At 45.8% G+C, this 16,750-nt stretch carries 20 protein-coding genes; 16 read left to right on the top strand and 4 right to left on the bottom strand.

Going from position 1 to position 16,750, the window contains the following annotated elements; genetic code table 11:
- The first annotated feature begins 308 nt into the window (after positions 1-308).
- Both FFM77_RS11770 and FFM77_RS11765 read left to right on the top strand, forming a co-directional pair.
- On the top strand, positions 309-569 hold the full coding sequence (locus FFM77_RS11770) for a DUF2187 domain-containing protein (RefSeq protein WP_137635957.1): 261 nt from the start codon (positions 309-311) through the stop codon (positions 567-569).
- A gap of 145 nt (positions 570-714) precedes the next feature.
- Positions 715-2,127 (top strand): MFS transporter, encoded by a 1,413-nt coding sequence (locus tag FFM77_RS11765; RefSeq protein WP_137635956.1) that lies wholly within the window; start codon positions 715-717, stop codon positions 2,125-2,127.
- A gap of 58 nt (positions 2,128-2,185) precedes the next feature.
- Here FFM77_RS11765 and FFM77_RS11760 read toward each other — a convergent pair whose 3' ends face one another.
- Entirely contained in the window at positions 2,186-3,082 is an 897-nt protein-coding gene (locus FFM77_RS11760) for a metal ABC transporter solute-binding protein, Zn/Mn family (protein ID WP_137635955.1), read from the bottom strand.
- A 247-nt stretch (positions 3,083-3,329) separates the two neighbouring features.
- On the opposite strand from FFM77_RS11760, the gene FFM77_RS11755 reads away from it, so the two are divergent.
- The 9 genes from FFM77_RS11755 to FFM77_RS11715 all read left to right on the top strand — a co-directional run bounded on the left by FFM77_RS11755 (position 3,330) and on the right by FFM77_RS11715 (position 9,658).
- A complete protein-coding gene (locus tag FFM77_RS11755) occupies positions 3,330-3,860 on the top strand; it encodes a CvpA family protein (protein WP_137635954.1) in 531 nt (176 codons plus the stop codon).
- 425 nt (positions 3,861-4,285) lie between these two features.
- On the top strand, positions 4,286-4,654 hold the full coding sequence (folB, locus tag FFM77_RS11750) for a dihydroneopterin aldolase (protein WP_137635953.1): 369 nt from the start codon (positions 4,286-4,288) through the stop codon (positions 4,652-4,654).
- Positions 4,644-5,153 (top strand): 2-amino-4-hydroxy-6-hydroxymethyldihydropteridine diphosphokinase, encoded by a 510-nt coding sequence (gene folK, locus FFM77_RS11745; protein WP_137635952.1) that lies wholly within the window; start codon positions 4,644-4,646, stop codon positions 5,151-5,153. Before folB ends, folK begins: the two co-directional genes overlap by 11 nt.
- Entirely contained in the window at positions 5,146-5,715 is a 570-nt protein-coding gene (folE, locus tag FFM77_RS11740; RefSeq protein ID WP_137635960.1) for a GTP cyclohydrolase I FolE, read from the top strand. The genes folK and folE overlap by 8 nt, the downstream gene beginning before the upstream one ends.
- Before the next feature lie 11 nt (positions 5,716-5,726).
- Positions 5,727-7,079, top strand: coding sequence for a bifunctional folylpolyglutamate synthase/dihydrofolate synthase (locus FFM77_RS11735; RefSeq protein WP_137635951.1), 1,353 nt, complete (start codon positions 5,727-5,729; stop codon positions 7,077-7,079).
- On the top strand, positions 7,069-7,656 hold the full coding sequence (locus FFM77_RS11730) for a non-canonical purine NTP pyrophosphatase (RefSeq protein ID WP_137635950.1): 588 nt from the start codon (positions 7,069-7,071) through the stop codon (positions 7,654-7,656). The genes FFM77_RS11735 and FFM77_RS11730 overlap by 11 nt, the downstream gene beginning before the upstream one ends.
- A gap of 24 nt (positions 7,657-7,680) precedes the next feature.
- Positions 7,681-8,829 (top strand): dihydropteroate synthase, encoded by a 1,149-nt coding sequence (folP, locus tag FFM77_RS11725; protein WP_137635949.1) that lies wholly within the window; start codon positions 7,681-7,683, stop codon positions 8,827-8,829.
- Positions 8,826-9,353 (top strand): DNA-3-methyladenine glycosylase I, encoded by a 528-nt coding sequence (locus tag FFM77_RS11720; RefSeq protein ID WP_137635948.1) that lies wholly within the window; start codon positions 8,826-8,828, stop codon positions 9,351-9,353. Before folP ends, FFM77_RS11720 begins: the two co-directional genes overlap by 4 nt.
- 68 nt (positions 9,354-9,421) lie before the next feature.
- Positions 9,422-9,658 (top strand): hypothetical protein, encoded by a 237-nt coding sequence (locus FFM77_RS11715; RefSeq protein ID WP_137635947.1) that lies wholly within the window; start codon positions 9,422-9,424, stop codon positions 9,656-9,658.
- 324 nt (positions 9,659-9,982) lie between these two features.
- Here FFM77_RS11715 and FFM77_RS11710 read toward each other — a convergent pair whose 3' ends face one another.
- Positions 9,983-10,870 (bottom strand): cation diffusion facilitator family transporter, encoded by an 888-nt coding sequence (locus FFM77_RS11710; RefSeq protein ID WP_137635946.1) that lies wholly within the window; start codon positions 10,868-10,870, stop codon positions 9,983-9,985.
- A 137-nt stretch (positions 10,871-11,007) separates the two neighbouring features.
- On the opposite strand from FFM77_RS11710, the gene FFM77_RS11705 reads away from it, so the two are divergent.
- Positions 11,008-11,349 (top strand): ArsR/SmtB family transcription factor, encoded by a 342-nt coding sequence (locus tag FFM77_RS11705; protein WP_137635945.1) that lies wholly within the window; start codon positions 11,008-11,010, stop codon positions 11,347-11,349.
- A 279-nt stretch (positions 11,350-11,628) separates the two neighbouring features.
- Here the strand turns inward: FFM77_RS11705 and FFM77_RS11700 are convergent, their stop codons facing one another.
- On the bottom strand, positions 11,629-12,375 hold the full coding sequence (locus tag FFM77_RS11700) for a sulfite exporter TauE/SafE family protein (RefSeq protein WP_137635944.1): 747 nt from the start codon (positions 12,373-12,375) through the stop codon (positions 11,629-11,631).
- A gap of 138 nt (positions 12,376-12,513) precedes the next feature.
- Positions 12,514-13,206: an N-acetylmuramoyl-L-alanine amidase gene (locus tag FFM77_RS11695; protein ID WP_137635943.1), complete on the bottom strand. Its 693-nt coding sequence runs from the start codon at positions 13,204-13,206 to the stop codon at positions 12,514-12,516.
- A gap of 151 nt (positions 13,207-13,357) precedes the next feature.
- Here FFM77_RS11695 and FFM77_RS11690 point away from each other — a divergent pair, with 151 nt between their 5' ends.
- The 4 genes from FFM77_RS11690 (at position 13,358) to trhA (ending at position 16,647) form a co-directional block, all read left to right on the top strand.
- Positions 13,358-14,272, top strand: a complete 915-nt coding sequence (locus FFM77_RS11690) for a hypothetical protein (protein WP_137635942.1) — start codon at positions 13,358-13,360, stop codon at positions 14,270-14,272.
- Positions 14,273-14,290: 18 nt separating this feature from the next.
- Positions 14,291-14,764 (top strand): hypothetical protein, encoded by a 474-nt coding sequence (locus FFM77_RS11685; protein ID WP_137635941.1) that lies wholly within the window; start codon positions 14,291-14,293, stop codon positions 14,762-14,764.
- Between the two features lie 45 nt (positions 14,765-14,809).
- Positions 14,810-15,601, top strand: coding sequence for a serine hydrolase (locus tag FFM77_RS11680; RefSeq protein ID WP_137635959.1), 792 nt, complete (start codon positions 14,810-14,812; stop codon positions 15,599-15,601).
- A 407-nt stretch (positions 15,602-16,008) separates the two neighbouring features.
- Positions 16,009-16,647 carry a PAQR family membrane homeostasis protein TrhA gene (trhA, locus tag FFM77_RS11675; RefSeq protein ID WP_137635940.1) on the top strand — a complete coding sequence of 213 codons (639 nt, stop codon included), beginning with the start codon at positions 16,009-16,011 and terminating at the stop codon, positions 16,645-16,647.
- Positions 16,648-16,750 lie beyond the last annotated feature (103 nt).

The raw sequence follows: 16,750 nt of genomic DNA, 5'->3' as shown, positions 1-16,750 counted from the left end.
CGAACACAGAAGTCAAGCTTCTTAGCGCCGAGAGTAGTTGGGGGATCGCTCCCTGCGAGGGTAGGACGTTGCCATGCAAACAGTAAAGTGTTTAGGATAAAACCTGAACACTTTTTTTGTATCTTCAATTATAGAAAATAACCCCATTAACGGCTAGAACCGATAGTCCTTCATTCGTTACGTTGCCTTACTTTTGTAAAGATACTTTAAAATAGCCCTGGATTTTCACAGTTAACGGTGTTGTTAATTGTTATTCACCACATTCCGTGCTATGTTATGAGCATATTTTATGAAGTGGAGTGATAGTGATGGCTAAAATTGCTGTGGGGGATCGTGTTAAGTGCCAAAAGAATGGTAATACCGATTATGATTTTTATGCTAAAGTGGAAAAAGTTTACGAAAACTCTGCTTACGTCACGATAACCCATTATGATCTACGGGACGATATCAACGTGGCTGAACTACAATATCGGGCGGTGATTGCGCTGAAGAAGATGGCGTTAGTCAAAGCTGGCGAATTAGACCACACCAAGCTACAGACGGTCAGTGCCGCCATGTTGGCTGAATAAAGCGCATAATTAACGGTTAACCTAGGTTAAATCCCTTAGGTTAACCGCTTTTTTTATTGTGAACGCACCTGTACATTTTAGCCTAAAATGAGTACAATAGTAACTGTTAGATAATAATAGTTCTAAAGTGAGAGAGGGAGAGTAGATGACTAATTCCAAAACAACGATCACCCTGGCTGGGCGGCGCCGTTTCTGGTTTATTTTTACGTTGTTAACAGGGACTTGGACGATGTCGATTAGTCAATCGTCATTATCCACGGTTTACCCAACGTTTATGCGGGACTTCGGGATTTCAGCATCAACAGTCCAATGGCTAACGACAGGGTTTATGTTAACGATGGTCGTGATGATGCCGATCAGTCCGTGGTTATTAAATAATATTGGCTTTAAGAAATTATTTTTGACTGTTTTAGTTTTATTTGATATTGGGTCCATCATTATTTATTTTGCGCCAAGCTTTGCGGTAATGATGGTTGGCCGCTTGATCAAAGCCGCGGCGGTCGGAGTCTTGTTTCCGTCGTATCAATCTATTTTATTGACGATTACGCCAGAAGCTAAGCGTGGTTCAACCATGGGGGTAGCTGGACTCGTGATGGGGTCTGCCCTAGCCAGCGGGCCGATTATTTCTGGGGTTGTGTTGAAGTTTACGGATTGGCACGGCTTATTCTTAGTCTTTATTACGGTTGCCACGATTTTAATCGTGTTGAGCTTTGTCACAATCCAAGATGTCATGGTCAGCAAGCCATCGAAGCTTGATGGACTTTCAATCGTGATGCTACTAGGTTTTGCCGGAATCTTATATGTGGTTAACGAGATTGGCAAGCCGAATGTTAATTGGATATTTGGTTGGGTCTTATTAATCGTGTCCGTTCTAGCCGTGGCGTACTTCACGTATCGGCAATTCCATCTGGAGACGCCATTACTTGAATTACGAGTCTTAAAGACGTTTAATTACGACTTAGCGATCTTCTTAACGGCCATTTCTTATATTGCGTTAATTGTGGTCACAATTGTCTTCCCATTGTATTATCAAGGGATCTTAAAGGTATCACCCTTTATTTCAGGGCTATCTTTAGTTCCTGGCGCCGTCTTTTTAAGTATCTTGAATCCCTTAACTGGGAAGTTGGCGGAAAAGATCGGTTACAAACAGATTATGTTGATTGGGATGAGTATGATCGTGGTTGGTTGGCTGATTTTAGCGTTAGTCACAGCCAAGCTTAATCTGGTCACAATGATCCTGATTGCCGCTTTAATTGAAGGTGGCAATGCCTTTGTCATGATGCCAGCTGTGACCTTAGGAGCTAATTCATTACCAAATCAGCTGATTTCACACGGGACTGCAGTTATTACCACGGTACGCCAAATTTTAGGTTCTGCCGGGGTTGCGATTGCGACGTTAATTCTGTCCAATGTGACCGCGTCTCAGTTAAAAGCTGGGGTCCCAACGTTAACGGCGAACTTGCATGGCTACCATGCCGTCTTCTTGACGATGTTAGGCGTTGAAATTGTTGGTGTCATTTTAGCGCTATTATTGCGTGATGAACGACAAAAAAATTAAACTTAATCTAAAAGGCCCTTTCAGAAATTTTCTGAAAGGGCCTTTTAGTAACACGCTGTTAGTTTTGGGCTTGAATCTTAGCCAGTTGACGATACTGATTCAGCATCCAACTGGCATACGTTTGGTTGACTGGTAGGGTTTCGGTGACTTTAAGGACCGGAACGTGGGATTTTTTAGCTAGTTTCACCATATTGTCGACTAAGTTACTGTCTGATTGGGTGTTTTCAACAAAGAAAGCAATCCGATGATGTTTGATATCTTGTTGCATCTGCTGAATATCTTTTGGTGACGGATCGGCACCTTCTTCAATCGACTTGGCGAAATGATTGTTGCTGATCTGGTAGCCTAGCGCCTTTAAGGCATAGTCGAAGACTGGTTCACTAACGGCAACTTTTTGACCGTGGACATGTTGTTTCAATTGCTTGATCTCGGTCATTAAGGGAGCCAAACTCGCGTTATAGGCTTTGGCCTGCTTAAGAAAATAGTGGCGATGGGCTGGTTGTAGTTGGCCAAGGTGCTTAGCAATTAGCAATGCTAACTTGGGCATGGTGGCCGGGTCGTACCAGACGTGCTCATTGGCACCATCGGCTAATCCGGCCACATCTTGACCGACTTGAATGACTTGTGCGTTTTGCGCTTTGTTGGTAATCAGCTTGCTCATCCAGTCGTCATAGCCTAAACCGTTGTAAATTAATAATTGCGCGGTACTCGTTTGCTTGGCTGTTTGAACCGTGGCTTCGTAGTCATGCGGGTCGATACTTGGTCGATCAATCACTGAACTGACCTGTCCGTACTTACCAGCGACTTTTTTAGCGGTCTGGCCGTAAAAATCCAAACTGGCCACGATTTTAATTTGACCGTGACGGGTTGGGCTAGCTATCTGCTGACAGCCGGCTAAGACGCCGCTGAGTCCTAGTAGTAGGACGGTGCCTAAGAAGATCTGCTTTAAACGCATGTGAGGGTGCTCCGTTTCTAAAATAATGGCCATTTTTAAATGGTAATAGTTACTATTAAAGGTAACGAAAAACGGTTCGGAAGTCAAGTTGACGAGTTAAGGTTAGTGTCATGTGGCGACAAGTTGGGCCATCACCCGCTGCTCAGGCTGATGACCTCTAAGTTTGGGTTAATTTTAGTGGGCTATCGTCATTGTCAGAAGTTGAACTGGTAAAATAAGGTCACGAACATAGGAGGTTTCTTCATCGATGATTTTTACAATTGTGATTTTACTATTATTAGTGATGGCGATCATGCGCGGCTTTCACCGCGGTTTTGTTATTGAAGTGTTGCACTTAATTGGAACGATTGGGGTGCTCGTGTTTGCACGAGTACTTTATCAACCCTTAGGCACGTTTATCGCGAATTTGTTAACTAGTCTGAAGCTCATGAATCAAAATGCGATCAGTGGCTTGGTGATTAACTTAGTGTCATTCTTCTTACTCTCATCGTTAGGGTGGTCGGTGGTTCGCTTATTAGCTCGAGTGTCACGCGGTGTGACCTGGCTACCCGTGATTAAGCAAGTGAATAGCTTGGCGGGTGGGGCCGTCGCCTTTGTGTTGACCTACCTAGTGATCTTTGTTGTTTTATCATTAGCCAACTTGGTCAATACGGACTTTATTCAGACCCAAATGGCCCAGTCGCCAGTTGCCACGTTTATCGTGGAGCGGACACCGGGGTTAACTAGTCAATATCTTGGGAATGTCTTTAAATTCGAAACGGGTCTGCAAAATTCATAAACCTAACGCTTGGTATTAGTTGGCTTAAATTGCCACTCTGGTTGGGCCAGAATCGGTTGGAACGTGGTGGCCGCGTTTTCGAGCCTTGGTACGGTCTCGAAAGCCGGGCTTTATCTAAAGTCGGAAAGTCGCCGACCAAGATAAACGACACCACTGAGCCAATTCTGGCCCGCCCGGCGTTAATTAATGGAAATTAATGATTATCTATTATCGACCACAATTTTAGGAACAAACTGGCAGGCGGCAATTTCAACTCGCATCAAGCGTAAAACTTAAAAACACGAATCTTCGAACTGGAAGGTTCGTGTTTTTTGGTCAATTGACAAACGTTATGGGAATGAAAGTTCGATATTCATCGGATTACTATCACTAAGCGGGTGCTTCATGCTATTATGGTAGTTAAAAACAGCTAAAGAGGGATTCTAATGGGAATGATTCGGATTAATAACTTGCGCGTCCATACGTTTAACGGGGTACTACCAGAAGAACGGCGCAACGGGCAACAATTAGCCTTGGATATTGCAATTAAATATCCGATCGAAACGAAAGTTCGGCATGATGATGTGCATGAGACGATCAATTACGCTGAAGTCCGTGCGATTACAGATGAATTCGTCACCACACATTCCTATAAGTTGATTGAATCGTTGGCCAATCACTTGCTAACGGCTTTACTGGATCATTTTCCGACCGTTGAGACGATTAATGTCAAAATTCGGAAGTATAGTGTCCCGATGCCGGGAATTTTTGATGATGTCGAGATTGAAGTGGAGGGGGCGCCGCATGCCAAGTGAAGAACGCGTCTATCTGAGTGTTGGCTCGAATATTCATCCGCGTGTGGCGTCGATTCAACAAGCGTTAGCCCAGTTGCGGGCCTTACCAGCGGTGACGGTGCTAGCCACGTCGAACTGGTATGAGACAGAGCCTTGGGGTAATCGGGACCAAGCTAACTTTTATAATGTTTCGGTCGCATTAACGACCACTTTAACGCCAGACCAACTATTGACTGCGTTACATACGATTGAACATCAGTTACACCGGCAACGTGATGTTCATTGGGGACCGCGGACGATTGATTTAGATATTGTTTTCTGGGGTCGCCGACGGATTAACACGGCAACGTTACAAGTGCCGCATCCGCATGCTGGTGAACGAAACTTTGTGCTATTACCAACCGCTGAGATTGCGAAAGATGATCCATTAGTAGCGCCTCAGCTAGCCGGCTTGATTGCGGCTAATCAAGATACGAGTTGGATTAAAAATGTAGGGAATGTGAGTGAGCAAGATGATTGATGAAACGAAACAGGCGACGATTCGCCATGCAGTACGTGAGATTTTAACGGCGATTGGTGAAGATCCCGATCGTCCTGGGTTAGTTGAGACCCCCGATCGTGTCGCTCGGATGTATGCGGAAGTCTTTGCAACGAAGACCGCGGCGCCATTCGATAACTATAAGTTGTTTAAAATCACTGATCCGACTGAGATGGTCTTACTAAAGGACATCCCGTTCTATTCAATGTGTGAACATCATTTGTTACCTTTCTTTGGGACGGTTCAAGTTGCCTATGTGCCACAACATGAGCAGGTGATTGGGCTGAGCAAGATTCCACGGCTAATCGATTATTGCAGTCAACAGCCTAACGTCCAAGAACGTTTAACGGTGACGATTGCAACCGAACTCCAACGAATCTTAGACCCAGCTGGGATTGCAGTATCGATTACGGCGCGGCATATGTGTATGGAGATGCGTGGTGTCAGCAAGCCGGGGGTTCAGACCGAAAGCAGTTATTATAGCGGGAAATTCCGTGATGATTTAGACTTAAAGCGGGAATTCTTACAACGAATTAATCAGTAGGCAGGTGACACATGACGACAACGACTAAGATTGAAGCTCGTTATCAGCATTTATTAGGTCAATTGAATCAAGCGATGCTCGTGACTGAAGCCGACCGAGTCCCGTTATTACGACGGATTATGCAGCATTTGAATCAGCCAGATCGGCATTTCCACGTGATTCATCTAGCGGGGACGAATGGCAAAGGCTCAACTGGCGCGATGTTAGCGCGTATCTTACAAGCGCAAGGTTATCAAGTGGGGCGTTTTAGTAGCCCAGCGATTAATGATGCGCGTGAGCAATTACAAGTGAACGGTCGCTGGATTACAGCGGCGGAATTTATTGATACGTACCAGGAGATCGTGCCCGTTTTAACAAATATGGGACTGACGGCGGCGGATGTGTCGATTTTTGAATGGTTCTTTTTGATTGGGATGGTTTGGTTCCGTAATCTGGGGATTGATTGGGCTGTGGTTGAAGCGGGGCTAGGTGGTCAATATGATGCGACCAATGCTTTGGCCGGCCCACAAATCACTGTCTTTACGAAAGTCGCTTTAGACCATACCGCCATTTTAGGGTCGACGATTACGGCGATTGCTCGCAATAAATCGAAGATTATCAAGCCGAAAACGACGGTTGTGACGTTAGCCAATCAAGCACCGGCTGCGGATACCGTTTTTGCGGCTGAAGCTGAGGCGCAAAACGTTCCGTTAGTGGTCGCAAAGCAATTAAAGGTCCACGTGCAACAACGTGACATTACTGGCACGACGGTCTCAATGAGTAGCGATTTATTCGATTGGTCAGCGTTAAAGTTCGGTTTAGTAGGCGATTATCAGTTACAAAATCTCAGCTTAGTCTTAACGGTTGTTGCGGTGCTGCAACGGCAACAGGTAGCGATTACCACTACGGCGGTGCGGACTGGTCTACAGCAAGTTCGCTTACCAGGCCGCTTGACCGTTCTTCAAAAACAACCACTAATTATTGCGGATGGTGCGCATAATCCCGATGGTATGCAGGCGTTAGTCACAAGTGTGCAGCAATTATTGCCCCAACGGCCGTTAGTCTGGGTTGTCGGAGTCTTAAAGGACAAAGATTATGAACCGATGCTCCAACAACTCGTTTCAGCCGCAACCATGGTGATTACCAATACGCCGGCTAATCCGCAACGAGCGTTGTCAGCCGATGCTTTAGTTGCGGTGGCTCAGACGGTCGCGGACGAACAACAGGTTCAACCACAGATTCAAGCGGTGTCAACGATTCAAGCGGCCTTAACGTTAGCGCAACAAGCTGTGGCTGATAATGGGGCGATTATTGTGACGGGTTCCTTTTATGTGATGCGTGAATTACAACAAACGGGCTGGCAGGTGTTTAGTGATGGGCATTGATTGGCTGATTGCCTCCAATAATCGAGGAAAAAGTGATGATTTACGGCGTTGCTTAGCCTATTATGGTGTCTCGGCGTCCCAATATTTGACCCGCTATCCGCGCTTAGCCTTTCCGGTTGAAACGACGACCAGTTATGTCGACAATGCTGTCGGTAAAGCTAGATTTGCGGCGCAGGCCTTGCAACAGCCAGTTATTGCGGATGATAGTGGCTTAGAGTTGCCAGCACGCCCGGATATATTCGGGGTGACGACGGCGCGGGACTTGGGTGTGCAAACGAGTGGCTTTGAGCGTAACCGTGAGCTAATTACCACGTTAAATGCATTACCGTTAGCGCAACGCCGTGCCACGATGCGCGCAACCTTGGCAGCGGCTTGGCCGGATGGACGTGTCGTGGTTGCCCAAGCAACGGTGACTGGCTATTTATTACCGGTCCAAATCGGTCGGTATTCGGGTGGCTTTGATCGGTTATTTTGGTTACCGCACTTTGGTCGGACTTTAGCCGAATTGCCAGATCAATGGCGGATTCCACTGAGTCATCGCGGTCAAGCCGCTCAACAACTGAAACAACAATTGTGAACAAGGAAAGGTTAGGTGGCATCGATGTTAGTTCAAGATATTACCAGTACATTTGCTGAAGCGCGCGACTTTGCTAGTCAGGCGCTGAGTACCCAAATCAACCGGGAACAACAGCTCGTGCTCCGTTTTACGCAGTATGACCGGGAACAACAAGTCAAGTTAACCCAGTTGGCACACCAATTAGATGGCGTCGTGCAGGCGAGTCCCGCGGCTTTGACGATGCTGCTCAGCCAACCAGCGGCCCGTCAATTAACACGGCACTGGTCCCAAGTCTTTCAACAACAGGCGACCGTACAGATTCAATTGACGCAAATCATGAAGCAATATGACATCTACTGGCAAGCGGGTGATCATCGTTTCAACTTAACGACAAAGCCCTTAATCTATGGCATTATGAATATTACGCCCGATTCCTTTTACGATGGTGGCCGCTACGAAACGATGGCTGATGTCTTGGCCCACGTCGATGAGATGCTCCAAGCGGGTGCCGATGTCATCGAAGTCAATGGTCAGACGACGCGGCCTGGCTTTAAAGAAGTCACGCCAGCCGAAGAATTAGACCGAACCTTGCCATATATTCGCGCCATCAAAGCGCAATTTCCAGCAGCCGTCTTGGCTATCGATACGTACAAGTATCCCGTGATGCAGGCGGTCTTAACGGAAGGCGTCAGCATTATTAATGACGTGAATGCCTTCACGGATGATCCGCGTAAGCTACAATTAATGGCAGATAGCCGGGTGGGGCTATTGACGATGCATAGTAGTCGCGACCAAGAGTATGCAGACTTAACGAGTAGTATGCGGCAGTTTTTCGAGCAGAATCTAGCTGAATTGACCGCGGCGGGGATTGATCTAGAACGAATCGCCTTAGATCAAGGTATTGGTTATTCCAAAGTTGCTCATGGTGAACAAGACTATGTGATGATGCGTAATATTGATGAATTCAACTATTTAAAACGGCCGATGATGGTTGCTATCTCACGCAAAGGTTACTTGGGACTCTTATTGGGTCTGAAAAAAGAAGACCGCTTGCCAATGACTTTAGTAACGGAAGCCACGATGATGTTAAAAGGTGGCCGAATCTTGCGGGTACACGACGTTGCCGAAACCAAACAGCTGGTGACGTTGCTGAATCGGATTGAAAATGGGTATTGGTTGGCGAGTGCTGAATGATTGCAAGCGATGATTTTAATGAGATTACGACCGATGGAGTTGCGGATTACAGTGCGTATTTCGGCACCCCAACGCACGATGATCATGTCTTATTTGAACTGTTGATCGTCGGTATCTTGCAAACCGGGCTCAGTTGGCAGGTCGCGGCGAGTCAATTACCGCTCCTACGTCAACACATGGCTGGATTGCGAGTTGAGCAAGTAGCTGGTTTTGATGAACCAGACTTTGAACGGCTCATGCAAGCACCCGGTGTGATGCATAATGGTCGGAAGTTACGTGCAATCATGACCGATGCGCGAGCGATTGTAAAGCTACAAGCCGAATATGGCAGTTTCAGTCACTATTTATGGGCGTTTGTCGATGCAACCCCGTTAATCATGCCAGCACCAGACGATGAATTACCGACGCGTTCGACATTTGGGGCGCGGGTGGCGAAAGACTTGCATCGCCATGGCTTTACTTTTGTCGGGCCAGTGGTGACGCATATGTTCTTGTTAGCGGCTGGGATTATTCAAGTTAATTGAGGGCTGGTTGATCCAGAGTTAGCATTAAATTGAGTGTCGTTGTATGGCAAGTGGAGGCGACTATAAATATGTTAGTTAGCAGTAAAATGCCTGTCATTGGCGGGTATGAGATGCGCAAAGTCGGTCAGTCAATTGGGTTAACGGTTTCACAGGAAACAGAAATTTCCGCAAAAACGAAGTATTTATTAGTTGCTAAGCCAGCAGGACTCATAAAATATCAACCCATTGAAAACAATCCCTGGTTAAACGGTGAGTTTGATAAGATTGATTTTGATGCCGAAATTGCTAAGCTTGGTACGGACTAACTTTAATGAGTCTAAAAAAGATGAGTTTGGGACAAAAGCTCCCGGCTTGCATTAAAAAAGGTAGTTCTGAGAAATCATTTGATTTCTCAGAACTACCTTTTTTAAACTTATGTATACACAGAGATGACGATCCCTGATATTCTTAAGGCGCTGAAACCAAAAAAGAAAAGAGATCGTTAGCTCCATGCAAATGAATTATACCAGTAATCAAACCACTTTAAAACTCAATCTAAAAAGAAAAGTGGTGTCAATCGCCACAAACCGGAAATTGACATCACTTACTTATTTAGGTTCTAGGACTTTTGTCCCAAACCATTTTTAGTTTTAAATCGAAGTATCTGTCGTTTCATAATCGACCTTGCCAAGTTCTACTTGTACCGTAATATGGGTCACCGGGAACTGTTCGCTCAAACCCTTATTGAGCTTTTCCAGAAAGACGTTATTATCGTTTAAAGTTGAACGACAAAGATGGACAGTCATCGCGGTTTCGGTCGTACTCATGCCCCAGATATGCAGGTCATGGACTTGATTAACCGTTGGCCGTGATAGTAAGTAATCGCGAATCGCCTGTTGATCGATATTGTCAGGCACGGCTTCCAACGAGTAATTCATGGCATCGCGGAGTAAGCCCCAAGTTCCGATTAAGATGACCACCGCAATCAGTAAGGAAATCACAGGGTCTAGCCAGTACCAGCCGGTCATTAAGATAACGAAACCGGCTAAGACCACGCCTAGTGATACCCCGGCATCGGCAGCCATGTGGAGAAAGGCGCCTTTAATATTTAAATCATGTTTTTGCCCTTTCATGAATAAGAGGGCCGTGAAGCCGTTCACTAAAATCCCGATGGCAGCCACGATAATGACATCCCATTCGGCAACGGGGGCCGGATGGTCGAGTCGTTGAATGGCTTCGACCGAAATCCCACCAATGGCAACTAGTAGGAAGACGGCATTGAAAAGCGCCGCGAGAATCGAGGAGCTTTTATACCCATACGTGTACTTCGCATTGGCACTTTTTTGTCCGAGCCATAGTGCTAACCAAGAGATTAGGAGGCCGAGAACGTCACTGAGATTGTGACCGGCATCGGCGACTAAGGCCAGTGAGTGACTCGACAACCCGTAGCCGGCTTCTAAGACGATAAAGACTGAATTTAAGATGACCCCAACTTTAAAAGCCGTGGTCTGTTGTTTGATTTGATGATCATGCGCCATTCGAATCGCACCCTTCTAAGTTGAATTTGACCGTTGAATGGTTATAATTAATTTATGAATGACCAGACATATGAATGACTGTTCATGTGTATTGTAACACCTTTAATTTGTGGAAACAATCGGAAAATGGAGCAACTATGAATCCAGAAAATGAACATCAAGCCATCGTCACTAAGCTCAGTCAGTTAATCCCGCAAGACGCGGAGCTGAGTCAAATTACCGCCATCTTTAAAGCCTTGGGTGATCCCACACGCGCCCGTATTCTGTATGCTTTAGGCGTTTCGAAGCTAAGTGTGGGGGAACTCGCATCCGGCTTGAATTTAACGCAATCGAATATTTCGCACCAACTATCCGTGCTACGGAATTTAAAGTTGGTGGTCGGGACGCGTAATGGGCGCAACGTCCACTACCAACTGGCAGATAAGCATATCATCAGTATCTTCCAGCAAGTTGCGGCCCATGCGGAAGAACGAGTTTGATCATGGGTCAACGCTTGGTGCTGGGTAAAGTTGCCGCCTACTGGTTGGTTTCTAAAACGCTGGAACGCCATGGGCTATTTTGAAGCCAAAATTCGGTCTTTGAAATTGTCGTTGGCCTAAGTCCGGGCAGATCACTCGCACTAAGGCCAATGACACGGCTGAGTATTTTAGAAACCAACCTCTCGGCTAAATTTGGGGGTTAAATTCAACTAGTACCAAATGTATGGGTCATAAAAAGTCCGATTATCGTTAGCGCGATAACCGGACTTTTAGTGTGGCTTAAACTAGCATCCGTAATCCCATAATGATTAACAACACGCCCATAAACGGTTTCACATACGCATTAAGCTTGGCGGCATCGACTTTAGCTAGTAGGCGCGGGGCACAAAAAGCACCAACGACCGCACCGACCATCAGACTGAGACCGACTGACCAATTAATGTTGTTGGCCGATAGGTGAAAGAGTAGGCCAACCAATGACGTCCCAACTAGTACGTATGAGGAGGTCGCCGCGGCTGGTAGCATATCGAGTCCTAAGACAAGTAACCCCGCGATAATCGGACCACCGCCACTTAAGCCGGCCACACCAACCATAATCCCACTGATTAGCCCATAAATAGCGGCTTGGCTGCCTTGGTGTTGGACCGGATGATCCCCATGACTGAAAAAGCGTTTGATTAGAATCTGAATACCTAGGCCAGTTAGAATGATGGCGACAATCCAAGTGTATGCAACTGAAGAAATGTAAGGCGCGACTAATGCCCCGACAATCGTCGCTGGGATGGCGGTCATCAGCATTTGATTACCGACCTTAAAGTGAATCTGGCCGGTTCGATAATGCCCATAGGCGCCAACTAACAGTGATGGGAACGCCGTGACGAGGGACGTTGAAGCGGCGACGGCTGGGGCAAGGCCGAAGACGCTGGTGAGTAGTCCCAAGTAAATCGCCGCGCCACCGCCGCCAGTGGAGATTACTAATAGCCCGACTAAAAAGCCGATAATGATTAGACTGATTGACATTAACATGTTGATGCCACTTCTTTCGTTTAGTAATGACTAAGCTTAGTTTAACACAGGGCGAGATGGCAATCGTTTTTGGGATAGTATTGTGGCGGGATAATTAAAAGGACCGAAACGTTGTGGTTTCAGTCCTTGTTAGTTGCCTTATTTGATTTTTTCGTTCGCAATCGCTTCAACGTAACCCTTGGCAATCTGATCTAAGTGTTTGTTGATGTGCTTGAAGTCGGACTTATTAGTAATGAAGCCCGTTTCAATCAAGCTGTAGTCGATGCCGCGTTTACGTAAAACGTTGCAATTCCGCAAGTTGGTGCGGAAGCTGTAGCCGTTGTTGGCGGGGTTCAAACCGACATATTGTTTAATGACTTTCCGGAGCTTAACGTCACGTTTAGTCGGTTTGCTTTTGTGGATAATCACATGGCCCCCGTGTGCATACGCACTCGTGGTGGCGTCAAGATGGAACATAATGACGGTTGTATGTTTCTTGATCTTGTAGGAACCCTTATGGAAGACTAATGTATCACGGACAATGTTGTGGCTAGGATTGTAGATTGTCACGTTGCTCTTTTTAATCTTTTTCGCGTATTTCGCTAACTTGGGCATTAACTTTTGCCGCATAAAAGTAGCTTCAGTTGTGCCTTGACCGCGGGCGCCGGGGTCACCAGCCCCGTGGCCCATCACTAATAAGTAATGATGCTTGGCTTTTTTCTTTTTCGTTACCTTTTTGGTCGTTTTGGCAGTTGTGGTCCTGGCTGAGGTCGTGTCGGCTTTAGATGGTTGTGCCCAGGCTAAGCCCCCAGTGATAGCACCTAATGCGAGTAATGTGGTCAATTTTTCCATATGTAACAAACTCCTCCTTTTAAGGTCCCCTTATGGATATTTTAGCAGATTTAACGTTGGTTAGACCGTTTTCTTTAATAATGGCGTTCCCATATGGTGATATTTGCTATAATTATCACGACATTAAAACCAGCTAATTTTGGAGGAGCTTATGAAAAAAGGATTATGGATCTTGTGGGTACTACTGGGAATGGGACTTTGTGCGATGATCTTCTTAGTAGGCTTATTTTGGATGGGGGCGTCGAGTGATAACCAGACGCAACCTACGACGGCATCGAGTCATGCCGCTGTTAGCAGTAGTAGGGCGTCGTCAGTATCGACAACTAGCTCGGTTGCTAGTAGTAGTACCGCAGTAACGAGTACGACGCGTGAGACTAAGGATGTTAAACCACTTAATCATGAATTAGTGACCATCTTGAATGGCGTCAGTAACGTCAAAGCAATGGAAGATGATAGCACAATGAATAATCATGAAATCACCTATTCAGAGTTTTATCAGACAGGTGGTCGTTGGTATTGGGAGTTGACCTCTAATAAACGTGGAACAATTGAAAAGGGGCGCATCTTGTCCGATCAAGGTAAGACTGATGGGATGGAGTGGTATTTAAATATGTCGAGTGTGACACAAAATGGGCAGCACTATACCTTAAAGTTTGTCGGGGCTGAAGACTATTTATATAGTATTGAAACCAGTTTTCAGCATTTAAAAGGGCAGTATCATTATGGTGATAATGATACTGATCGAAAGACCAAAACGTTAGATCAATTCACCGATACGGCTACGGAAGAAAGTAGTACTCGTAACAACAATGAAGTCACTTATTCAAAATTCTTTAAAACTGACGATGGTTGGCATTGGCGGTTGTGGTCGAACGAGCGGGGAACAATTGAAGAAGCCCGAGTCGATTATCGTACGAATGACGGTTATTCAACGAAACTTAAAATGATGAGTATCACCGCCGCGCCTGGGCAGACGTATACGTTGCGGTTAGTCGATATGGACGATGGCGAATACAGTGTAGAGACAAGTTTCCAACATATTAAAGGGGACTATCAGATTAATTAAGACTTGGAGGTCTGAAGCATGCAAAAGTTTGGTTGGATATTAGGACTGGCAACCGTTACGGCTGGCATAGGATTGATGGTGGCACCAGTTAACTCGCAAGCGAGTGACTATACACGGACGATGCCAAAATCGTTGCGCGGTACTTGGTATTTTTATAACAATGCGACTTTAAGTGGCGATGGGCATCATTACCGGTTAGTGATCAAACCCCGTTCCGTTCGAAAGTATATGAAGAAAAGTCATCAATGGCATCTTGTGACTAAGCTGACCGGTAAGAAGCTGCGGGCATATAAATCGACGATGTCCCTTAAAAATAATCGGTCTGTGCGTGCCTATCGAATTGTGTTGGGTCAGTTTACGGATGCGCCGGACATACGTGCGAGTCAGCGTACGATTAAGCACAAATCACATAAAGTCTTAATTGAAACGGCACAAATGGGGCCAAACCTCGTATGGACTAAGTTTCAGCCTAAGCGTGGGTATTACTACTAAAATGGAGGTCTTCGCTTGAAAAAGTTCAGTCAATTCGTTTTAGTCATGCTACTTGCAGTTGTCGGTCTTGGGTTATGGACGACTAACGCCCAAGCGACGAGCTTAAAGCAGGAGCAAACGGCGATTAAAAAAATAGCCAAACGGGACCTAAAGCCCATGGGTGGTCGCTGGTCGGTCAAAGTGACGCGCCTGGGTCAACGGCCAGTCAGTGTACAGACTGGTAATGGCAAGGTTGGGCGGCAACGCGCGGCTAGCACGATTAAGGTTTATATTATGCTGGCGATTTATCGCCGGGTGCAGCAACAGCGGTTTAGATTGACGGCTCAAAATCAGCGAGATTTACAATTAATGATTCATAACTCTGATAACGCGGCGGCCAATCGTTTAATCAAGCGGGCTGGTGGCCTAAAAGCAGTTAATCAGACGATTAAGGCGTTTCATTTTAAGCAAACCACGTTAGTACGACATTTGTTAGATACGCAAGCGTTACGGCACGGGCATGATAACTATACGTCGGTATCAGACTTAACCCGTTTCTTGACCCGCGTTTATCAGCACCGACTGTTAGGCCGGACCTACGACCGGAAAATGCTGACGTTGCTAAAAGGCTGTCGTAACCACAGTAAGTTGCCGGCGCTGGTCAAGCAGGCGACTGTCTACAATAAAACGGGCGAGTATCCAGATAAAGGTGTTCAAAACGATGCGGCTCTCTTTAAAACGAAGCAAGGTGTCTATAGCATTGTTGTCTTGGCACAAAGTGGAAACCAGTATCAACAATACCGCGGCATGAATCACTTAGGTCGCGATGTTGAGACTTATTTGAATCAACATCGTTAAGTATCAAATCGCGTGGTCAGTCATCAGCTGGGTACGCGATTTTTTAGCTATGAGATAGGTTAAAAGGTTGATTTTAGATTGTTTAAGACCAACGCCCCAGCTGAGCAGTTTTAGTAACTAGTTTATCTATAACTACTACTAGTTAACGACGGGCGGACCAAAATTGGCTCAGTGGTGTCGTTTATCTTAGTCGTGGTCTTCCGACTTAGATAAAGCCCGGCTTGTGAGACCGTTCTTCGGCTCACAAACGTGGCCACCACGTTCCAGCCAATTTTGGTCCAACTAGAGTGGCAATCCACACCAAACTAAGTAAAGTAATCTAATCATCTAGTTTTATAGACTAGATGTATTGATATTAACATTATATGATGGTATGCTAGACCCAATGATATTTCGAGGTGATTAACATGCAACAGCCAACGCGGCGCTATCAAATTACGAATGAAGTTTTAAATGCAGTCACTCACGGCATTGGCTTGATTATGAGCATTGTCGGGTTTGTCTTTCTGATGTTCAAAGCGTATGAAGACGGTCGGGGATTAGAATGGACAGCTTTTATCATTTATGGCTGCTCGTTACTGGTGCTCTATACTTGTTCGATGATGTTTCACAGTCTGTACTTTACCAAAGCGCGGGAAGTGTTCCGAATCTTAGATCACAGTGGGGTGTACGTGTTGATTGCCGGTACATATACGCCGTTTAGCTTATTGGCGATTCGCGGTTGGCTTGGTTGGACGATTCTAATCACCATCTGGATTCTGGCGATTGCGGGGATTACGGTAAATGCGGTCTGGCCGGGACGTCTGCATAAGATTGAAACGATTATCTATGTGTTGATGGGCTGGATGTGCTTGGCTGGTGGTCGGCAGTTGTGGCTGAATCTGGGTCTGACTGGGTTCTGGCTCTTGGTTGCTGGTGGGGTGGCGTTTACTTTGGGCGCCTTATTGTACAGCTTCCCGCATATCAAATACTTGCACGTCATCTGGCATATCTTCGTGATGATTGGGACGACCTTGATGTACTTTTCCATCTATTTCTATATTTAAAATTTTGAGCGTGATTTAGCTAGTTGGCTAGATGACGCTATTTGTTTGTCTTCATTTTGTCATGAAACTGTAATCAGCCAGGCGTATCTTTTGATTGCCTTTT

The sequence above is a fragment of the Lactiplantibacillus songbeiensis genome (genome assembly GCF_005405125.1).
In the GTDB taxonomy this organism is placed as follows: domain Bacteria; phylum Bacillota; class Bacilli; order Lactobacillales; family Lactobacillaceae; genus Lactiplantibacillus; species Lactiplantibacillus songbeiensis.
This window is presented reverse-complemented; position numbering and strand designations above follow the sequence as displayed.